Here is an 18071-nt window from a genome sequence, read left to right on the forward strand (position 1 = left end):
CTTCAGGTTCGGCGGGAGAGGATGCGCGGATCGATCCACCGCGTGAAGCTCATGAGGCCGCCGGTCGACAGCTCCCGGAAACCCGTATCGGTCAGGACGCGTTCGCGTGGTTCCCGGTTCACCGCCCTCTCCACGATCCGGAGGACTTCGAGCATGTCGTCGACGGCCTGCTCGTCGCCGGGATGACCATGTCCGATGTGGTCGTGCCCGCTGCCGGGCCAGTCGAAGGGATCGGCGGTCACGACCCACTTCCCGGGCCCGAACCATGAGATCCCGTTGAGCTCCCGGCGTTCGACCTCGCCCGGCGTGACCGCCTCATGTGCCCGGAACCAGTCGTCGATGCGATCGTCCACCCAGCCGTGGAGGCGCCAGAACACCGGATTGACGTGTGAGGAGTAGAACTCTCCGAGGTAGTCGTAGCCTGGGTCGTCCCACTTCTCGTCGAAATCAAACGGATCCCGCAGCGGAGCCGGATTCCCCTGCGCATCCCGATGCATGGACGACCACCGCCCGTGCATCGGATTGTGGATCGAGAACTCGAGGAGACTGCCCAGAGCGCCGAGAGACAGGCCGGAAAGATAGGCCGGCGACGTGAACGCGCGTTCCTGGATCCTCATGGTGCCGGTGTGGAAGACCGGCGCCTTCACCAGCTCCGTGGCAGCCCGGTCCTCAGGGGCGAGCAGATCGAGAAATCTCCGTTCGGCGGGAGGGACCATGAATCCCGAGTCCGCGGGCGAGTACTTGTAGACCTTGCCGCCGGAGGCGTCCGGATCATCCTGCTCGACGTAGGCGAACTGCGGCGCGGTCGGGCCGGGAACGGACCTCCAGCCTCTGACGGGTGCGACGCCCGCCCGCTCGTTGATCTCGTTCACCATGCGGATCATCCTGCGGTGCATGTACAGGAAGTCCTCGCCGGCGCCGTTGTTCAGATCCAGCCGGCGGTCGTCCATGAAAGGCGGGCGGGCGATGGCCCAGCCGAGTTGCGTGATCTCGTTGCGGTCGTCGTCGTTGAGAGGAGCGCGCCATGTGGAGCGGAGTGTGTGCCAGGTGGTGTGTCGTAGGCGGTGGACCCGTGAGGCGAGCATGGCGGTGACCTCCGGAAGAAGCGCGACTCCCGGCACGTCCCGCGGATGGGCGAGCTCCCGCTTCACCGCCACGAAGCTGGCCGTGTCGCCCGCGGGGGCCGATCCGTGCGGTGAGGCGCGCAGGACCGTCCCGGTGAGTGCCGGCCGCTGGCTGACGCCGGCTTCCCACCTGTGTGTGAAGGTCCCGTCGTACTCATAGTGGAAAGCAGCGGTCCCGGTGTCCGGGCGGCCTCTTCCGGTGAACTCCAACCGGGCGGACGCCCAGTCCGACACCCGACCCGTGAGATCCATGAAGTCCTTTTCCTCCACGCCGGGGGCGGCGGGAAAGGAAAGGGTCCCCGACACGGTTCCGTCGGGCCGGGCGAACAGCAGGAGCTCCCCCTCCCCGAACCGGAGAGCGTTGAAGTCGTCCGTCTGACCGGTGAGGTCCCTGAAACCTCGGTACGTGTAGTAGCCGGTCATGTCCTCGGTCTGCATGATGCTCCCCATCAGGAGTTCGGCAGCCGGTGTCCGCTCTTGCGCCGGCCGGGGGAGTGCTGAGGTTTCCGTCAAGCCCGGGATGCCCTGGCGTTTCCGATGGGCAACGCCGTTCCCGGTCAAGTCTCCGGCAGGCGGCAAAGGGCCGGGCGGATAGCGGTCCTGGTCGGCAGGGTCCGCGACCGCGTGGGCGCGCACCCCGGCGTCGTGCCGCTGACGATGACCCACCGGCACCGCTCGGCGGGTGTGCTGCGCTGGTCGGAGGCGGTGCTCGGCATCCTCGCCGAAGCGGGGGTCGCAGGCCCGGAGCGGGTCGTCGCGCTGCGCGGCCTGACCCGCGCGGTCAAGGACAAAACCCCTCGCGGAGGGAACGGTCCGGACGCCACAATGCCAGACCATGAGCACCCGGTTGCGCGCCATCGCACGAGACACGGTCACCCTCGTCCGGCACGGCGGCTACGAGGCGCCGGACGGCCGATGGATACGGCTCGCGGACGACGTCGCGCGCGCCGTGTCGGGCACCCGGCTGTATCTGCCCGGCGAGGACCTCGGCGCGGTCCCGCGCGGCGCGGATGGGCCCGTCGCATCCGGCGGACTGCACGTCGAGGTCACGGAGGAGTCCGCGCTGCAGGCCACCAGGCGGCTGGCCGATGACGGCGCCGGTCTCGCCTGCCTCGTCTTCGCCTCGGCGAAGAACGCCGGAGGCGGGTTCCTCACCGGTGCCCAGGCGCAGGAGGAGAGCCTGGCCAGGGCGTCGGCGCTGCACGCCTGCCTCACCGCCGTCCCGGAGTTCTACGCCTACCACCGCGAGCAGGGGGACCTGCGCTACAGCGACCGGGTCGTCTACTCACCCGGCGTGCCGGTTTTCCGCGACGACAGGGGACGGCTGCTCGACGAGCCGTACCGGGTGGCCTTCCTGACCGCGGCCGCGCCCAACGCCGGCGCCATCGCGCGCAGCCAGCCGGAGTCCGCGGACACGGTGCCGGCGGTGCTGCGGGCCAGGGCCGCCCGGGTGCTCGATGTGGCCGCGGCTCGCGGGCACCGCCGGTTGGTGCTCGGCGCGTGGGGCTGCGGGGTGTTCCGCAACGACCCCGCGCTGGTCGCCGACGCCTTCGCCCAAGCGCTGGCCGCACGCGACCGGTTCGACCACGTGTGCTTCGCCGTACTGGACCGGCAGCGTGGCACGCCGACATACGACGCGTTCGCCCGGGCCTTCCTCAGCTCCTCATGAGTCCCGCACGGCGGGCCAGCTCGTCCTCCCCGGGGGTGCCCTTTCTCGTGCCCGGCCTGCCGCGCGTGACATAGCGGAAGGGCATGCCTCCCGGCACCGCCAGGACGCCGCCGAACCGGGTGTCCCCGGCGAACCACATCTCGTCCCCGGCCACCGGGCCCCGGTGTCCGGGGCCGTCCCACCCGTCCCAGGGCGGCGGGAACGAGCAGTGGCTCTGGCCGTCCGGCTGCATCAGCACCACCCTGTTCTCGGCGCCCCACCGGCGGCCCCGCGCGCGCTCCCCACCGGCCTCGACCACCTTCACCGACCGGGTGCGACACGGCCACACCTGCCAGCCGTAGGTCTCCAGGATCCGCCGCTCCCTGCGCCGCGCGCGACGCCACAGCACGGCCAGGCCCGCTGTCACCGAGAACGTGACCGCGAGCATCCCGCCGATCGCCCCCGCCGGGCCTCCCGCCGGCAGGAGGGCGAGCGCGAGCCCGCCCTGGGGGACCAGCCCGGCCACGGCCCATACGGTGCCCGCGCGCTCGCGCCGGCGCAGGACGGCGTCCACTCCGGGTGTGGCGATGGCCTGACCCGGAAGTACGGCGTAGCCGTACCGGTCTGCGATCAACGGGAACCTCCGGGGAGCGACGGGAGCCGGTGGCGGTCACCGCGACGGCGGCGTGCGCGAGGGCCCGTCTCCGTGGGATGGCCGCGGTGCCACCGGTGTTCAGTAATAGTCGCGCATGGGATGGGTGGCCCGGTCCGCCTGGACGACGGGAGAGCTCGGGGCGGACTCGCGCAGGCGGGGCCCGACGCCGATGACGGGGCGTCGCGTCGGCGGGATCGACCGGCCGCGCGAGGAAAGTGTCGGGGCTTTCTGGTAGACGTGGGCCATGGCTGTGAGCGTGGACGAGTTCCTGGCGATGCTGGACAAGCTGCCCGAGGTGCGGCAGAGCGAGGGCGGCGACTGGATCTCGCTGAAGGTGCGGGGCAAGGGGTTCGGCTACCTGTGGGAGCGGACCGAGACCGTCGGGCTCAAGTCGACGATCTCCGAGCAGCTCGCGCTGGTGGCGGAGCGGCCGGAGGTCTTCGAGATCCAGTTCACCGCTGGCCAGTTCGGCTGGGTCGTGGTGCATCTGGCGAAGATCGAGGCGGACGAGCTGTTCGAGCTGGTCACCGAGGCGTGGTGCCTGACGGCGCCCAGACAGCTGGTCGACGCCCACGAGGCGGGGCGGTAGCCGGGGTCTCCGGACCGCCCTCGCCCCGGAGGAGCGGACGGCCCGTCAGCGCCGGTGGAGGCGGAAGTAGTCGAACTCGGCCGTGGCGCCGGCACCTCCCAGGGAGATGAGCCCGACGCGCAGGTCGGCCTCGGCGGGCAGCGTCCACACGCCGCCGAAGACCCACGTGCGGCCGTCCCGGCTGGTGGCCGCGCGGAGCTCGTGCTCCCCGTTGCGCCGGTCGACGCGGTGGATCAGCCGCAGCCGGGTCTCCTCGGCGGGCGGACCGACGATCGTGCCGCCGTAGGCGATCCGGCCGGCGTAGGGCATCTCCTTGCCGAACTCGGTCTGGCGGGTGTTCCAGATCGCGACGTGGACGAGCTTGGTGTAGAGGTCGTCCCCGGCGTACGCGATCAGGCCCGCCTGCTGGTAGTTGCGGACGGTGTCGGTGCCCAGGTCGATGCGGAGCCTGGTCTCGGCGGTCCAGTCGCCCTCGGGCGCCTCGCGCAGGAGCACCGAGGCGGTGTTGTTCTCCCTGTTGAGCTCGGCGTCCTGCGTCGGCCAGCGCAGCGTCCCGCCGGTGAGCTCTCCCTGCGGTGCGCGCACCCAGCTCCAGCCGGGGCGCAGCTCCGTGCCGTCGAACTCGTCGCTGAGACGCGGGTCGACCGGGCCGGGACGGGGAGTGGGCGCGACCTTCACGGGCCCGGTACGGCCGGGCGACCTCTGGGGGTCCTCCGAGGCCCACGCGCCGCCCCGGACGGTCGGCCAGCCGCCGATCCAGTCGAGCCGGTCGATCAGCATGGGCCGCTCGTTGATCCCGAACGGCTCGTCGAGATACGGGTCGGCGCGGTCGATGGCGTGGTAGACCAGCCAGTCCTGCCCGGTGCGGTCGGTCACGACGGCGTTGTGCCCGGTGCCCACCCAGCGGTTGCCGTTCGGCGCGATGACGATGGTGCCGCCGGCCCGTGAGGCGACCAGCGGGACGCCCTCCCGGTCGACGTAGGGGCCGGTGATGGCGCGGGAGCGCCCGGCGTAGACGCTGTATCCGGTGGTCGGGCCCGCGCAGCAGTCGGCCGAGGAGGCGAACAGATACCAGTAGCCGCCGCGGCGCAGCAGGTAACCGCCCTCGAACTTGTTGTCGATGGCGATCATCGTGGGCTCGCCCACGGCCTGTCTGCCGGTGGGGTCGAGCCGCGTGATGAAGATCCCGCCGTAGTAGGAGCCGTAGACGAGGTACTCGGTCCCGTCGGTGTCGACGGCGTGGCTCGGGTCGAAGGTCCACTTGAAGTCGCCGGGACCGCCGCCGCCCCTGCGCGGGGCCACGACCGGAGCGCCCGAGTCGGTCCACGGGCCGGCCGGCGTGGGCGCGGTGGCCATCCCGATCGCGTTGTCGTTCTGCTCCGGCGTGACGGTGGTCTGGGTGACCACGTAGTACAGGCGGTACTCGCCGTCCACCCGCCGGACGTCCGGCGCCCACAGGCTGGCGCCCGCCGCGGTGTCGGCCCACGCGGGGAGGTTCCCCCCGGTGAAGGCGTCACCGACGTAGGTCCAGTCGGTCAGGTTCCGCGACCGGGAGATCGGCAGGTAGTGCCGGTTCCCCTCGCCCTCCCGCAGGGGGTCGCTGGTCCCGAAGGCGTACCACCAGCCGTCCTCGCCGCGGACGATCGCCGGGTCGGCGAAGGTGTCGGCGAAGGTGCGGCTGACCGGGTTGGTGTAGGTGCCCGGCTCCCCGCCGGGGGCCGCGGCCGGCCCGGCAGGCCCGGCCGGGGCGCCCGGTGCGCCCGGGGCCGCGATGGCCGGGGCGGCCATGAGGAGGCAGGCCGATCCCGCCAATGCCATGATCACGCGTTGAACGACTCTGGTACCCATAAGACCTCTTCCGCTCCGGCTCGCCCGCGCCCTGACCGGACGACCCCTTTCCCAGATCTTTGTACAACGTTGTATTCAACGTTGTACATAGCCGATCCGTTTTCCGGCGGATCCGGTGGATCCGGCAGGGCCGCCGACGGCGGGAACCGTCACGCCGGGGCGGGAGCGGTCAGATGCCGTTCGAGCCAGGTGACGACGTTCCTGACGAAGGTCACCCGGTTGGCGGGTCGCCTGAACTGGTGCCCCTCGTCCTCGAACAGCAGGTAGTCGCAGGGCACCCCGCGTCCCCGCGCCGCCCGGACCACCTGCTCGGCCTCGTACACCGGGACGTTGGTGTCATGGGCGCCGTGCACGACCAGGAGCGGAACGGCCAGCCGGTCGAAGGAGCGCAGCGGCGACAGGGCGTGCAGCAGGTCGCGGTCGGTGTCGGGATGGCCGTACTCGCTGACCGCGGCCGCGGCGATCCACGGCTCGGTCCGCGCGTAGAAGGTCTCGAAGTCGGCGATGCCGCAGACGTCGACCCCGGCGCGGAAGAGGCCGGGGTGGGTGACGAGGGCCGCCAGGGTCAGATAGCCGCCGTACGACCATCCCATGCAGGCGATCCGGGCTGGGTCGGCGAGGCCGAGCCGTACCAGCTCACCGGCGCAGTCGGCGACGTCGTCGATCGCGTGGAAGCGCAGCGCGTGGTTGTCGGCGTCGCGGAAGGCCCGGCCGGAGCCGGACGAGCCGCGCACGTTCGGCGCGAACACGCCGATCCCGGCGGCCAGCAGGTTCTGGTACAGCGGGTTGAAGGTGGGCCGCTCCTGGTCCTCCGGACCGCCGTGCAGGTGGACGAGGAAGGGCGCCGGCGCCTGCGCCCCCGGGACCCGGTAGAGCCAGCCCGTCAGTTCCACGCCGTCGCGCGCCGGGAAGCGCACCGGCTCCGCCTCGGCCGCCCCGGGGAGCCGCCCGGCCCCCGCGACCTGCCGGTAGCGGCCGGTCGCCAGGTCGCACAGGACCACGTGGGGAGGGTGGCCGGGCCCCTCGGCCCCCATCACGGCCAGGTCGCCGTCCAGCGACACCCTGATGGACGACACCACCTCGGCGGGCGGCGGAAGGGGGTGCACCGTACAGGTGTCCATCTCCATCACCTCCAGCTCCGACCTGCCGGAGGCGTTCCAGACCAGTACGGCACGGCAGCCGTCGGCGCTCAGCGCGAACTGGTCCAGCTCGGCGTCCGGTCGCTCGGCCAGCACGGCGGCCTCGCCGTCCTTCCGCACCGCCACCAGCGCGGCCCGGTCACGGCCCGCGTCGGTCAGCAGGTAGACGGTCGTGCCGTCGGGGGAGAGGATGCCGTAACCGGTGGACCCGGGCAGCCCCGCCAGCAGCGGCCTTTCCCCGCCCCCCGCAGGCCCGCCCGAGAGCCCTTCCTGGTCGGCGGCGGAGAGACCGCCGGGAAGGCCGTGCTGGAGACCGGAGGGGAGCTCAACCATGTACATCCGCCGGACGCCGCGCGGACCGCGCCGCAGCAGCATCCGCCGGTGGTCGCGGCTGATCGCCGCAGGGTGCAGCAACCGCCCGGCCGCGACGACCTCGCGGGCGCCGGAGGAGGCGTCGACCAGCACCGCCTCGGTCAGGCCCGACGCGGAGGTCTCGGCGACGAGGAGGAGCTCGCCCCGCCCGGTCCAGCGCACGAACGAGGCCGACCCGCCCGCCGGGGCGGCCAGCGGCCGCAGGTCGGTGCCGTCGGGCCGGACCGTCCACACCTGCGTGTGCTCGCCTCCGCGCGGTACGACGAGGACGGCCAGCCGCCTGGCGTCGGGGGACCAGCCCACGTCGGAGACCGGCTCCGGCCCGGTGTCGACCGGCCACTCCCGATCCTCCTGCAGGGACCGGATCCAGACGCGGGGTGAGCCGTCGGAGTCGCCGACGAAGGCGACGGCGCTCACATCGGGCGCCAGGGCGGGTGCCCGGCAGTGCCAGGCGGTCAGGCTCGCGTCCGCCGGAAGGTGAGCACGGACGCCGAGGATATGCGTCATCAGACTCCTTGGGCTTGCAACCACAGCTCCAGGAGTCCAAGGTGCCACAGGACGTTGACGCCGACCGGCGTCCGGTGTTCGTTGGGCGCGGCGAGCAGCATGTCCACGTACGACCGGTTGAACAGGCCCCGGGAACGCGCGGCGGGCGCGGTCAGCGCATCACGGACGAGCTCCAGCAGCGGCCCGTCGACATGCCGGACGGCGGGCACCGGGAAGTACCCCTTGGGCCGGTCGATCACCTCGGCGGGCAGCAGCTTGCGGGCGATGTCCTTGAGCACGCCCTTGCCGCCGGAGGCGAGCTTGAGTTCGGGAGGGCAGGCCGCGGCCAGCTCGACCAGTTCGTGGTCGAGGAACGGGGTGCGCGCCTCCAGCCCGAAGGCCATCGTCATGTTGTCCACGCGCTTGACCGGGTCGTCGACCATCATGGCCTCGGTCTCCAGCCGCAGCACCGCGTCCAGCGCGGTGTCGGCCCCGGGCGCGGCCAGGTGGCGGCGGACGAACTCGCCGCTGGCGTCCTGGTCGATCAGGTACTCGGGCGAGACGATCTCGGCCAGCGCCTCGTGCGGGCGGTCGAAGAACTCCCGGGCGTAGACGGCGGCCGCCTGCTCGCGCGCCACGCCGGCCAGCGGCGGGAACCAGCGGTAGCCGGCGAAGACCTCGTCGGCGCCCTGCCCGGACTGCACGACCGTGACGTGCTTGGCGACCTCCTCCGACAGCAGGTGGAAGGCGACGCAGTCGTGGCTGGCCATCGGCTCGCTCATCGCCCGCACCGCGCGCTCCAGGCCGCTCACCAGCCGGGTGTCGTCGATGAGGATGCGGTGGTGGGCGGTGCCGAACCGTGCGGCCACCAGGTCGGAGTAGGCGAACTCGTCCCCCTTGACGCCCCCGGCCGACTGGAAGCCGATGCTGAAACTCGACAGCCCGGTCTGCCCCTCCTCGGCCAGCAGCGCGACGATCAGGCTGGAGTCCAGGCCGCCCGACAGCAGCACGCCCACCGGCACGTCGGCGACCATGCGTCGCCGTACGGCCGTGCGCAGGTGCTCCAGTACGGCCTCGCGCCAGTCGTCGGCCCTCATCGCGGAGTGGTCCGGCAGGGCCGAGCGGGTGTAGAGCGGCTGCCAGTAGCGGCGGTCGCTGACCGTGCCGTCCGCCTCGATCGTCCGCACGGTGGCGGCGGGGAGCTTCTGCACGCCCGCCAGGATCGTGCGCTCACCCGGTACCAGGGAGTGGAAGGTCATGTAGTGGTGCAGGGCCACCCGGTCGATGTCGCCGCCGATCCCTCCACCGGCCAGCAGGGCGGGCAGCGAGGAGGCGAACCGCAGCCGGTCGGCGTCGCGGGCGAGATACATCGGCTTGATTCCCAGCCGGTCCCGGGCGAGCGTCAGCCGGCCGGTGTCCCGCTCGAAGAGGGCGAAGGCGAACATCCCCTTGAAACGCTCCACGCAGTCCGGGCCCCAGCGGTGGAAGGCCTTCATCAGCACTTCGGTGTCGGAGGTGGAGAAGAAGCGGTAGCCCTCCCCACGCAGTTCCTCCTGCAGTTCCCGGTAGTTGTACAGGCAGCCGTTGAACACCCCCGTCAGGCCCAGGGCGCTGTCGACCATCGGCTGGGCCGCCTTGTCCGACAAGTCGATGATCTTCAGGCGCCGGTGGCCCAGGGCGACCGGCCCCAGCGACCACAGGCCCGATCCGTCGGGGCCGCGCTCGTGCATCGCGTCGGTCATCCGGCCCACGGCGCCGATGTCCGCCGTGCGCCCGTCGAACCGGATCTCACCGCTCAGTCCGCACATCAGTCATCCCTCGCAAAACAAAATGTGTTGTCCTCGAACCTTCCCTCCGCGGGAGGAGCGTCATGCCGCCCTGGTGCCGGTGCCGGCCGTCTCGGGCCTCCACACCTCGGACCGCGTCTCGGCCAGGAGGAGGTCGACGACGTCGGTCAGCCGGCCGTTGCGGGTGAACGCCTTCCGCTGGCGGGCCGAGGAGCTTCCCCGGGCCAGCGCCTCCCGGGCCAGGGCCGTGACGAGCTCCCAGTCGCCGGAGGCCTCCAGCTCCGGCCGGAGGCCGTTCACCAGCCGCCGGACCACCTCGGCGGCCGGCCGGGGGGTGCCCTCCTCCGGATCGACGAGCTCGCCCTCCAGACCGGAGCGCGCAGCCCGCCACGTCGCGGCGCGCACCAGCTCCGGCCGGATCTGGCGGGGGACTCCGTTCCGGACCGCCTCCAGCTCCCGGGTCACCAGTGCGCGGAACAGCCCGGCGATCAGCGCGATGTCGCTCACGCGGGGGCAGGAGTCGCATATCCGCAGCTCGATGGTGGGAACGTGGGCGGAGGGCCGGATGTCGAAGTAGATCATGCCGGGATCGGTGATCACGCCCGACCGCACGAGCTCGTCGATCGTCTCGGCGTACTCCGCGGCCGATCCGAACTCGGGCATGGGCCCGGCGGTGGGCCAGCGCTGCCAGACGAGCGGGCGGTAGCCGGCGTACCCGGTGTCGCGCCCCAGCCAGTACGGCGAGCTGGTGCTCAGCGCGAGCAGCACCGGCGCCCAGGGGGCCAGCAGGTGGGCGACGGCGACCGCGAGGTCGCGGTCACCGATCTCGGCGTGCACCTGCGTCCCGCAGATGAGCTGCTCGCGGGTGAGCACCTGGTAGTCGGCGAGCATCTGCTCGTAACGGGGGTCCGGGGAGATCTTCAGCGCCTCCGTGTCCACCAGCGGCACGCTTCCGGCCGCCGCGATCCCCAGTCCCAGCCCGTCCGCCGCCCGGATCACCGTACGGCGCAGCTCGACCAGGTCCTGCGCGAGGTCCTCCAGGCGGGTGCAGGGCCTGCTGTTGGCCTCCACCACCGAACGCTGCAGTTCGGGGGTGAATCGATCCTCAGGCAGCTGCTGCAGCAGGAGGCCGGATCGCGGCACGAGGTGCCGGGTCTCGACGTCGACGACGTGGAACTCCTCCTCGACGCCCACCGTGATCGGCCCTGTGAGACTCGTCATTCCCCATCACCCCAGAAATGTGCCGCTGCAAATGGATTTTCACCATCTGCCCAAAAAACCGGCCTTGGCACTTCCGGCGTGATGTGTTAGGCGAAGATCCGGTCCGGATGGGCCGGCCCGGCCTGTGTGGTGACGGGCGGGATGGCCGCCTGCGGCCAGTATGCATTTGTACATGGTCAGGCGCATCCGGGGCGACGACCATGGGGGAATCGGCCGTGCGCGACCCCGCGCCGCCGCGCACACGTGACGGGCATCCGAGGACGGGAACGTCGATGGGCGAGACGGGAGAGCGGGTCCTGCTCGGCAACAGGAGGCTTTTCGCCACCGGGAACCTCGACGAGGCCCGCGAGCAGGTGTCCCGGGTGTTCTGCCCGCACCGGCTGGAACCGGCCGGCGACCCCGCGCGGCCGGCCGTGTGCTTCAACTCCGCCCAGCTCGGTTCCGTACGGCTGAGCTACCTCGACTACGGGGCCGGCGTCCGCATCGAGCCCGGCGAGCTGGAGTCCTTCTTCCTCGTGCAGATCCCGCTGGCCGGACGGAGCCTGATCCGGTGCGGCGGCCAGGAGATCGTGTCGACGCCCCGGCTGGCGTCCCTGCCGTCGCCGACGGAGTACCTCGACATGCGCTGGGAGGCGGGCTGCCCGCAGCTGATCGTCAAGTTCGAGCGGCGGGCGGTCGAGGGCGCCCTGGAGCACCTGCTCGGGGAGCGGCTCGACCGCCCGGTCGTCTTCGGCCTGGGTATGGACATGACCACCGGGTGGGCGCGGGCCTGGCGGGCGATGGCCGACCTGATCGTCGGCGAGGCCGAGCACGGCGACGGGCTCGCCGCGCAGCCGCTGGCCGTCGCCCATCTGGAGAACGCCATGCTCAGCTCGCTGCTGACCATGCAGCCCTCCAACTACCTGGCGCGCCTGGCCGCCCCCCGCACGCCCGCGGTGCCCAAGGTGGTGCGCCGGGCGATGGAGTTCATCGAGGCCCACGCCCACGAGCCGCTGACGACCGACGACGTCGCGCGCGCCGTGGCGGTCAGCGGCCGGTCCCTGCAGGAGGGGTTCCGCCGCCACCTCGGCCTGACCCCGATGGGCCATCTCAGGGACGTGCGGCTGAGCCGGGTCCACGAGGAGCTGGCCGCGGGCGATCCCGCCCGGTGCACCGTGACCGGCGTGGCCGCGCGCTGGGGCTTCCTGCACCAGGGGCGGTTCGCGGCGCTCTACCGCACGAGATACGGGCAGTCGCCGTCGTTGACGCTGCGCGGGCGGTGACGCGGAGGCGATCCCGCGCCAGGCGGACGGAACCCGCGCTGAGCGGATAGCCGGTCCGGCGGCGCCCGCCGTACCGTTCTCACCAGGCGCCGTTCGACCATCCCTCCCATCGGAAGAAAAGGACACCACCATGCGCAGAGTCCTCATCGTCGGCGCCGGGCAGGCCGGCCTCCACCTCGCGGCGGGCCTGCTGCGGAGCGGCTACGACGTCACCGTCGTCTCCAACCGGACCCCGGACGAGATCCGCGGCGGCCGGGTCACGTCGAGCCAGGCCATGTTCGGCACCGCGCTCTCCCACGAGCGCGCCCTCGGCCTGGACCTGTGGGGGGACGGCTGCCCGCCGATCGACGGGATCCAGTTCACCGTGGCCGGTCCGGACGGCGGCAGGGCGATCGACTGGGCGGCCCGGCTCGACGCGCCCGCCCGCTCGGTCGACCAGCGGCTGAAGATGCCCGCCTGGATGGAGGAGGTGGAGCGGCTCGGCGGGAAGATCGTCGTCCACGACGCGACGGCCGGGGACCTGGAGGCCTACGCCGCCCAGTACGACCTGGTCATGGTCGCCGCGGGCAAGGGGGAGATCGCCTCGCTGTTCGAGCGGGACGCCTCGCGCTCGCCGTACGACACCCCGCAGCGGGCGCTGGCCCTCACCTACGTCACCGGCCTGACCCCGCGGCCCGGCCACTCCGCGGTCTGCTTCAACGTCGTCCCCGGGGTCGGCGAGTACTTCGTCTTCCCGGCGCTCACCGTCGGCGGCCCCTGCGAGATCATGGTGTTCGAGGGCGTGCCCGGCGGGCCGATGGACTGCTGGGCCGACGTGCGCACCCCCGCCGAGCACCTGGCCAGGAGCCGGTGGGTCCTGGAGACCTTCCTTCCCTGGGAGGCGGAGCGCTGCGCCGGCGTCGAGCTGACCGACGCCGGCGGCGTGCTGTCCGGCCGGTTCAGCCCGGTCGTCCGCAGGCCGGTCGCGACGCTGCCCTCGGGTGCGGCGGTCCTCGGGGTCGCCGACGTGGTCGTGCTCAACGACCCGATCACCGGGCAGGGCGCCAACAACGCGGCCAAGTGCGCCGCCGCCTACCTCGCCGCCATCCTGGAGCACGGCGAGCGGCCGTTCGACGCGGCCTGGATGGAGCGGACCTTCGAGGGCTACTGGGCGGACGCCCGGCACGCCACCGCGTGGACGAACGCCCTCCTGGCGCCCCCGCCCCCGCACGTGCTGGAGATCCTGGGCGCCGCCGGCGGGCTGCCCGAGGTGGCCTCCCGCTTCGTCAACGGCTTCGACGACCCGTCGGACTACGCGGAGTGGTTCATGGACCCGGCGGGCGCGCGCGAGTACCTGGCACGCGTCGGCGGGGCCGGGGAGCCGTCATGAGGTCCGTCACGAGATCACTGCGGGACGCCTTCGGGCAGTTCGCCACCGGGGTCGCGGTGGTCACCACCGCGACCCCGGACGGAGAGCGGGCCGGGGTGACCGTCAACTCGTTCACCTCGGTCTCGCTCGACCCGCCGCTGGTGCTGTGGTGCCTGTCCCGGCGGGCTCCCAGCGCGCCGGTCTTCCTGCGGGCCGGGCGGTTCGCGGTCAACGTCCTGGGCGAGGACCAGGGCCACCTGTCACGGCGGTTCGCCACCCCGTCGCCGGACAAGTTCGCCGGGGTGGAGACCCGCCCCGGCCCCGGCGGCCTGCCGGTGCTCGCCGGGACGCTGGCCTACTTCGCCTGCCGTACGGCGGGCGTCCACGAGGGCGGCGACCATCTCATCGTCATCGGAGAGGTCGAGCACTTCCACCGCGCGGAGGGCGATCCGCTGGTCTTCCACGCGGGAGGCTACCGGGCGGTCTCCGCGGCGCGGCGGGTGCTGGACCGGGCCGGGGCGTGACCCGGCCCGGCGGGTCACCTCTCGTTGATGTCCGTCAGCGGCAGCGGCTGCTTGAGGTTGGCCGGGGCGTTCCACTTCTGCAGCTCGGAGTCGTCGCAGACGGCCACCTTGGTCTTGCTGGTGCCGTCGCTGTGGGTGTCGGGGCTCAGCGCCTCGAGGTCGGTCGGGACCAGGCAGTTGCCGTAGCCGTCCATGATGCGGTAGCTGGTGGTGTAGTCGCCGGTGTCGCCGTACACGGTCCACTGCAGGTTGGTCGCCAGGGTGCCGGTGGCCGCGCAGGCGGTCACCGTGACGTACTGGTTGGCCGCGGTGGAGTTGGGGCTGCGCAGGCAGTATCCCTGGTTGTTGTAGACGGTGCGGATGCGGCCGGTGGTCTTGCGCGCGGGAGCGACGACCGCCGGGATCGACCACTTCTGGTTCCAGCTCACGTTGCCGTCGGGCGCCTGCTTGCAGAACCAGACGATCATGTACGGCCGGCTGACCACGTGGTCGGTGACGTCCAGGCAGCGGCTGAACTGCTTGAAGTTCACCAGCTGCCCGGTGGCGGCGCTCGCCATTCCCGCGCCGACGCCGGGCTGGGGCCGGAAGACGGTCTGGGTGGCGGTGGTGGTGCAGCCGCCGAGCACGACGTAGCTGCCGGGCAGGCCGGGGTTCCTCAGGCTGAGGCAGAAGCTGTTCAGGGCGACGCCGTTGCTGGTGCCCTGGAAGTTGGAGTTGTTGTTGAGGCTCCACTGCTGCCGGGGAGTGCGGTCCAGGCACGGCTGGAACAGCACGGACGCGCCGGTCCTGTGCGGGGAGCCGGCGTCCAGGCACATGCCCATCGGCGCCGAGGAGCTCTCCGAGCCCACCAGCTTGAGGCTGAGGTCCTCGGTGTAGGCGAACTGCTGCTCGCTGACGCCGGGCTTGCACGGCTGCATCCGCAGCGGCGTGCCGGGGGCGGGCGGGTCGACGGGGCCGGCGTCCATGCAGAGCGGGGCGATGGTGGGCTGGGCGACCGGGATCGCCCCGCCGGCGATGTTGGCGTTGGTGGTCTGGAACGAGTAGGTCGCCTCGAGCGTCCGCGTGCCCTTGGTGCCGGTGCCGAAGGCGCCCTCCGGGGTCTCGGTGCCGGTGGCGACGATCGAGGCGGTGGCCGGCACGTCCGGAGGGGGGCAGGCGAGGACGGTGCCGTCGGCGTTCCGGTAGGTGATTTCCACCCGGTAGCGCGGGGAATCCAGTGAGCTGTCCGGAAGCAGGTTCCCGGACAGCTCACACGAGGGCAGCTTCTCCACCACGCCGTTGCCGGCGCCGTCCGCGGCGGCGCGGATCTGCCCGAGCGCGGCGTCGATGCCGGCCTGGGCGGCGTGCAGCGCGTGGACGCGCTCCGAGCCGGTGCGGGTGACGGTGATCTGGCCGATGACCACCGGCACCAGCAGCGCGCTCAGCGAGATGCCGACCAGGGTGAGCAGCAGGGCCATCGGCAGCGAGCCGCGGTCTCCGGTCCCGGGACGCGGGACGCCGGCCCGCCGGCAGGGCTTCGAAGTGGGGATCATGGTCAGGGGCTTCCTTCGTCGCAGACGTTGTCGGCTTCCGTCTCGCGCGACGTGTTGAGGGCGGTGAAAGTGACGTCGAAGTCCGTGGCCCTGGCGTGCTGCCCGGTGCCCACCCGGATGGCCAGGTTCACGCGGAGCTGCTGGTAGTCGGGGATGAACGCGGGGTCGGCCGGGCCGGTGCCGGAGGCGGCCTTCGGGAGGGACCCGGCGGCGCGCACGGAGAACGGCGGGTCGGTCGCCAGGCCGCCGTCGGTCACGACGTACGACGCCAGCGTCTCGCCCGGCGTCCCCGCGGCGGGCGGGGAGCCGGGTGTCCACCGCTGCAACTGCAGAACTCCGCTGCTGAGGCTCAGCCGCAGCCGCTTGCACTCCAGCGTGCGGGTCTGCGCGTTCACCCCGGCGAACCCCACGTACCAGTACTTGCTGTCGCTCCTGACGGTGGACAGCCAGGAGGCGTAGCGGATCTCCTTGTCCAGCCGCTGGAACGCGGTGTGGAGCTGGGACTGGGCGGTCGACAGCGACTCCACGGTGTTGACGGCGCGGTAGACCTGGATGACGCCGGTCGTGAACATCGTCATCACCACGCCCATGACGCCTATCGTCACCAGGACCTCGATCAGCGAGATCCCGGAGTCCCCGGCGGCGGGGGCGCCGCGGGAGGGCCGGAGCCGGCGGGCGGCCCGGAGCCGGAGGAGTCGGAGCCCGCCCATCACCGCACCGTCCAGGTGAACATCAGTACCGCCCACTTGTTGGTGGAGTCCACGACCTTCAGCCTGACGGTGTAGGTGCCCGGGGTGGTGGGCGTCCCGGTGATCTCCCCGTTGAACGGGCCGTCGGGGGCGATGCGCAGCCCCGGCGGGAGCCCGTCCGCCGTCCAGGTGTTGTAGCCGCTGTTGCTTCCGCCGTCGGCCACCACGGCAAGGGAGACCGGCCGGCCGGCGGTGCCGGCCTGGTCGGGAGCGGCGGGGTCGGGGGCCACGACGCCCATGTCGTTGGGCCGCCGCTGCCGGACGTTCCAGACGAAGGTCGTGGCGACCTCGTCGCCCGTGCGGTCCTTGACGTACACCGTGGTGACGTAACGGGTGCCCCACCAGGTGGTGCCGTAGATCTCGCCCGTCGCCGGGTCGATGCGCAGGCCGTCCGGGAGGTTCTCGGCACGCCAGATGTAGGGGCCGGCGCCGCCGGTCGCGGACATCCGGACGCCGCTGACGTAGTCGCGGATGTAGTTCGTCCGCGGGCCCGCCTCGGCCATGTCCAGAGTCAGGATCTCCCAGGCGAACGTCACCGAGTCGGTCTTGCCGCCCTTGTCGGTGATCGTCACGGTCACCTGCCTCGTCTCGTAGGTCGTCGGGGTGCCGGAGACGACACCGGTCGTGGTGTTGACCGACAGGCCCGCGGGCAGGCCGGCGGCCGACCAGGCCAGCGGACCACGTCCCCCGGTCGCCTGGATCTGCAGCGAGACCGGCGTGCCGGCCCGGGTCGTCTGGTCCCCGGGGTTCGTCAGCTCCGGCAGGTCGTAGATGGTCCAGGGGAACTCGGCGGTGTCGGTGTCGCCGTCCCGGTCGGTGACGGCGGCCTTCACGGTGTACGTGCCGGGCGTCGTCGGCGTGCCGGTGACCTGACCGCTGGTCGATCCGGTCAGCCCGGCGGGCAGGCCGGTCACCGACCAGGTCAGCGGGAGCCGCCCGCCGCTCGCCAGGAGCTGCAGGTTCACCGCGACGGTGCGGTAGCCGTACTGGGGGCCCGGGTTGGTCACCACCGGCGGGGGACGCTTGATGTAGAAGATCGGGTCGCCGGCCGAGCTCATCAGGGTCGAGGTGACGTAGACGCACTCTTCGGGCTGGCAGGCCTTGTGGTTCCAGGTCACCGCGACCACGACGCGGAAGAACGGCACGCTCACGGTGCCGGGGATGGGCTTGTCGGGGTGGTCGCAGGCGAGGGCCGTCACGGAGGAGGACGGGCCCGGCTGGCGGCAGCGGCCGACGTACCAGCTCTGCTCGTACCGCACCCCGCCGACGGTGACGGTGACGGGCTTGGTGGGCAGGGTCGCGGTGTCGCCGGAGGTGGAGCCGGAGGCCAGCATCGGGTCCCAGTCCCGCTTCATGGTCTGCAGGTAGGGGAGCACGGCGGTGGGCGCGTCGTCCCACTGCTCCTTCGACTTGATGTCGCTGCGTCCGGCGAGGAGAGCCGACCCCTTGACGGCCCGCGCCCGCTCGACGGCGTCGCCGGCGAGCTGGATCGCCAGCTGCTCGCTGCGCTTGTGGCCGGTGAAGGTCAGTGAGTTGGTGAAGAAGACCGTCAAAGCGGCCATGACGGTCCCGATCACCACCATGGAGACCATCACCTCGATCAGCGTGAAACCGGCCTCGCCGCGGGCGGCTCCGCGGGCGCGGGAGGCGGCGTGCGACCGCACGGGGGTACGGCGGTCGCACGAGCCGGCACGCGATCGCGCGGGAGTACGGCGATCGGCCGACATCACGCCTCCTGGTCTTCCTTCCGGGCACACGGGGTCCGCTCCGAGGGCGGGCATCGGGAT

The 18071-nt window shown here is 72.2% G+C and carries 15 protein-coding genes; 5 read left to right on the forward strand and 10 right to left on the reverse strand.

Features of this window, described 5'->3' with window-relative positions; translation table 11 throughout:
• Positions 1-2 precede the first annotated feature (2 nt).
• Positions 3-1562 (reverse strand): hypothetical protein, encoded by a 1560-nt coding sequence (locus HS041_RS23090; RefSeq protein ID WP_196442896.1) that lies wholly within the window; start codon positions 1560-1562, stop codon positions 3-5.
• A 397-nt stretch (positions 1563-1959) separates the two neighbouring features.
• On the opposite strand from HS041_RS23090, the gene HS041_RS23095 reads away from it, so the two are divergent.
• Positions 1960-2793: a TIGR02452 family protein gene (locus tag HS041_RS23095; RefSeq protein ID WP_196442897.1), complete on the forward strand. Its 834-nt coding sequence runs from the start codon at positions 1960-1962 to the stop codon at positions 2791-2793.
• Here HS041_RS23095 and HS041_RS23100 read toward each other — a convergent pair.
• On the reverse strand, positions 2780-3406 hold the full coding sequence (locus HS041_RS23100) for a hypothetical protein (RefSeq protein ID WP_196442898.1): 627 nt from the start codon (positions 3404-3406) through the stop codon (positions 2780-2782). The two genes, HS041_RS23095 and HS041_RS23100, sit on opposite strands and share 14 nt — an antisense overlap.
• 99 nt (positions 3407-3505) lie before the next feature.
• Entirely contained in the window at positions 3506-3673 is a 168-nt protein-coding gene (locus HS041_RS23105; protein WP_196442899.1) for a hypothetical protein, read from the reverse strand.
• Between the two features lie 28 nt (positions 3674-3701).
• On the opposite strand from HS041_RS23105, the gene HS041_RS23110 reads away from it, so the two are divergent.
• Positions 3702-4016 (forward strand): MmcQ/YjbR family DNA-binding protein, encoded by a 315-nt coding sequence (locus HS041_RS23110; protein WP_374058875.1) that lies wholly within the window; start codon positions 3702-3704, stop codon positions 4014-4016.
• Between the two features lie 45 nt (positions 4017-4061).
• Here the strand turns inward: HS041_RS23110 and HS041_RS23115 are convergent, their stop codons facing one another.
• The 4 genes from HS041_RS23115 to HS041_RS23130 all read right to left on the reverse strand — a co-directional run bounded on the left by HS041_RS23115 (position 4062) and on the right by HS041_RS23130 (position 10869).
• Positions 4062-5864 carry a glycoside hydrolase family 43 protein gene (locus HS041_RS23115; protein WP_196442901.1) on the reverse strand — a complete coding sequence of 601 codons (1803 nt, stop codon included), beginning with the start codon at positions 5862-5864 and terminating at the stop codon, positions 4062-4064.
• Between the two features lie 149 nt (positions 5865-6013).
• Positions 6014-7882: a S9 family peptidase gene (locus HS041_RS23120; protein ID WP_196442902.1), complete on the reverse strand. Its 1869-nt coding sequence runs from the start codon at positions 7880-7882 to the stop codon at positions 6014-6016.
• Positions 7882-9669, reverse strand: a complete 1788-nt coding sequence (locus HS041_RS23125; protein ID WP_196442903.1) for an N-acetylglutaminylglutamine amidotransferase — start codon at positions 9667-9669, stop codon at positions 7882-7884. Before HS041_RS23125 ends, HS041_RS23120 begins: the two co-directional genes overlap by 1 nt.
• A gap of 60 nt (positions 9670-9729) precedes the next feature.
• A complete protein-coding gene (locus tag HS041_RS23130; RefSeq protein ID WP_196442904.1) occupies positions 9730-10869 on the reverse strand; it encodes a carboxylate-amine ligase in 1140 nt (379 codons plus the stop codon).
• 272 nt (positions 10870-11141) lie between these two features.
• Between HS041_RS23130 and HS041_RS23135 the strand changes: the two genes are divergently transcribed.
• The 3 genes from HS041_RS23135 to HS041_RS23145 all read left to right on the forward strand — a co-directional run bounded on the left by HS041_RS23135 (position 11142) and on the right by HS041_RS23145 (position 14003).
• On the forward strand, positions 11142-12131 hold the full coding sequence (locus HS041_RS23135; protein WP_196442905.1) for an AraC family transcriptional regulator: 990 nt from the start codon (positions 11142-11144) through the stop codon (positions 12129-12131).
• A 130-nt stretch (positions 12132-12261) separates the two neighbouring features.
• Positions 12262-13500 carry a styrene monooxygenase/indole monooxygenase family protein gene (locus tag HS041_RS23140; protein WP_196442906.1) on the forward strand — a complete coding sequence of 413 codons (1239 nt, stop codon included), beginning with the start codon at positions 12262-12264 and terminating at the stop codon, positions 13498-13500.
• Positions 13497-14003, forward strand: coding sequence for a flavin reductase family protein (locus HS041_RS23145; RefSeq protein ID WP_196442907.1), 507 nt, complete (start codon positions 13497-13499; stop codon positions 14001-14003). The genes HS041_RS23140 and HS041_RS23145 overlap by 4 nt, the downstream gene beginning before the upstream one ends.
• A 14-nt stretch (positions 14004-14017) precedes the next feature.
• On the opposite strand, the gene HS041_RS23150 is transcribed toward HS041_RS23145, so the two are convergent.
• Genes HS041_RS23150 through HS041_RS23160 form a run of 3 tightly spaced genes read right to left on the reverse strand, consistent with a single transcriptional unit; the run spans position 14018 to position 18011 of the window.
• A complete protein-coding gene (locus tag HS041_RS23150; RefSeq protein ID WP_196442908.1) occupies positions 14018-15535 on the reverse strand; it encodes an RICIN domain-containing protein in 1518 nt (505 codons plus the stop codon).
• A 2-nt stretch (positions 15536-15537) separates the two neighbouring features.
• Positions 15538-16245, reverse strand: a complete 708-nt coding sequence (locus tag HS041_RS23155; RefSeq protein WP_196442909.1) for a PulJ/GspJ family protein — start codon at positions 16243-16245, stop codon at positions 15538-15540.
• A complete protein-coding gene (locus HS041_RS23160; protein ID WP_196442910.1) occupies positions 16245-18011 on the reverse strand; it encodes a putative Ig domain-containing protein in 1767 nt (588 codons plus the stop codon). The genes HS041_RS23155 and HS041_RS23160 overlap by 1 nt, the downstream gene beginning before the upstream one ends.
• Positions 18012-18071: the final 60 nt, after the last annotated feature.

The sequence above is a fragment of the Planomonospora sp. ID67723 genome (assembly GCF_015711605.1).
Lineage (GTDB): Bacteria > Actinomycetota > Actinomycetes > Streptosporangiales > Streptosporangiaceae > Planomonospora_A.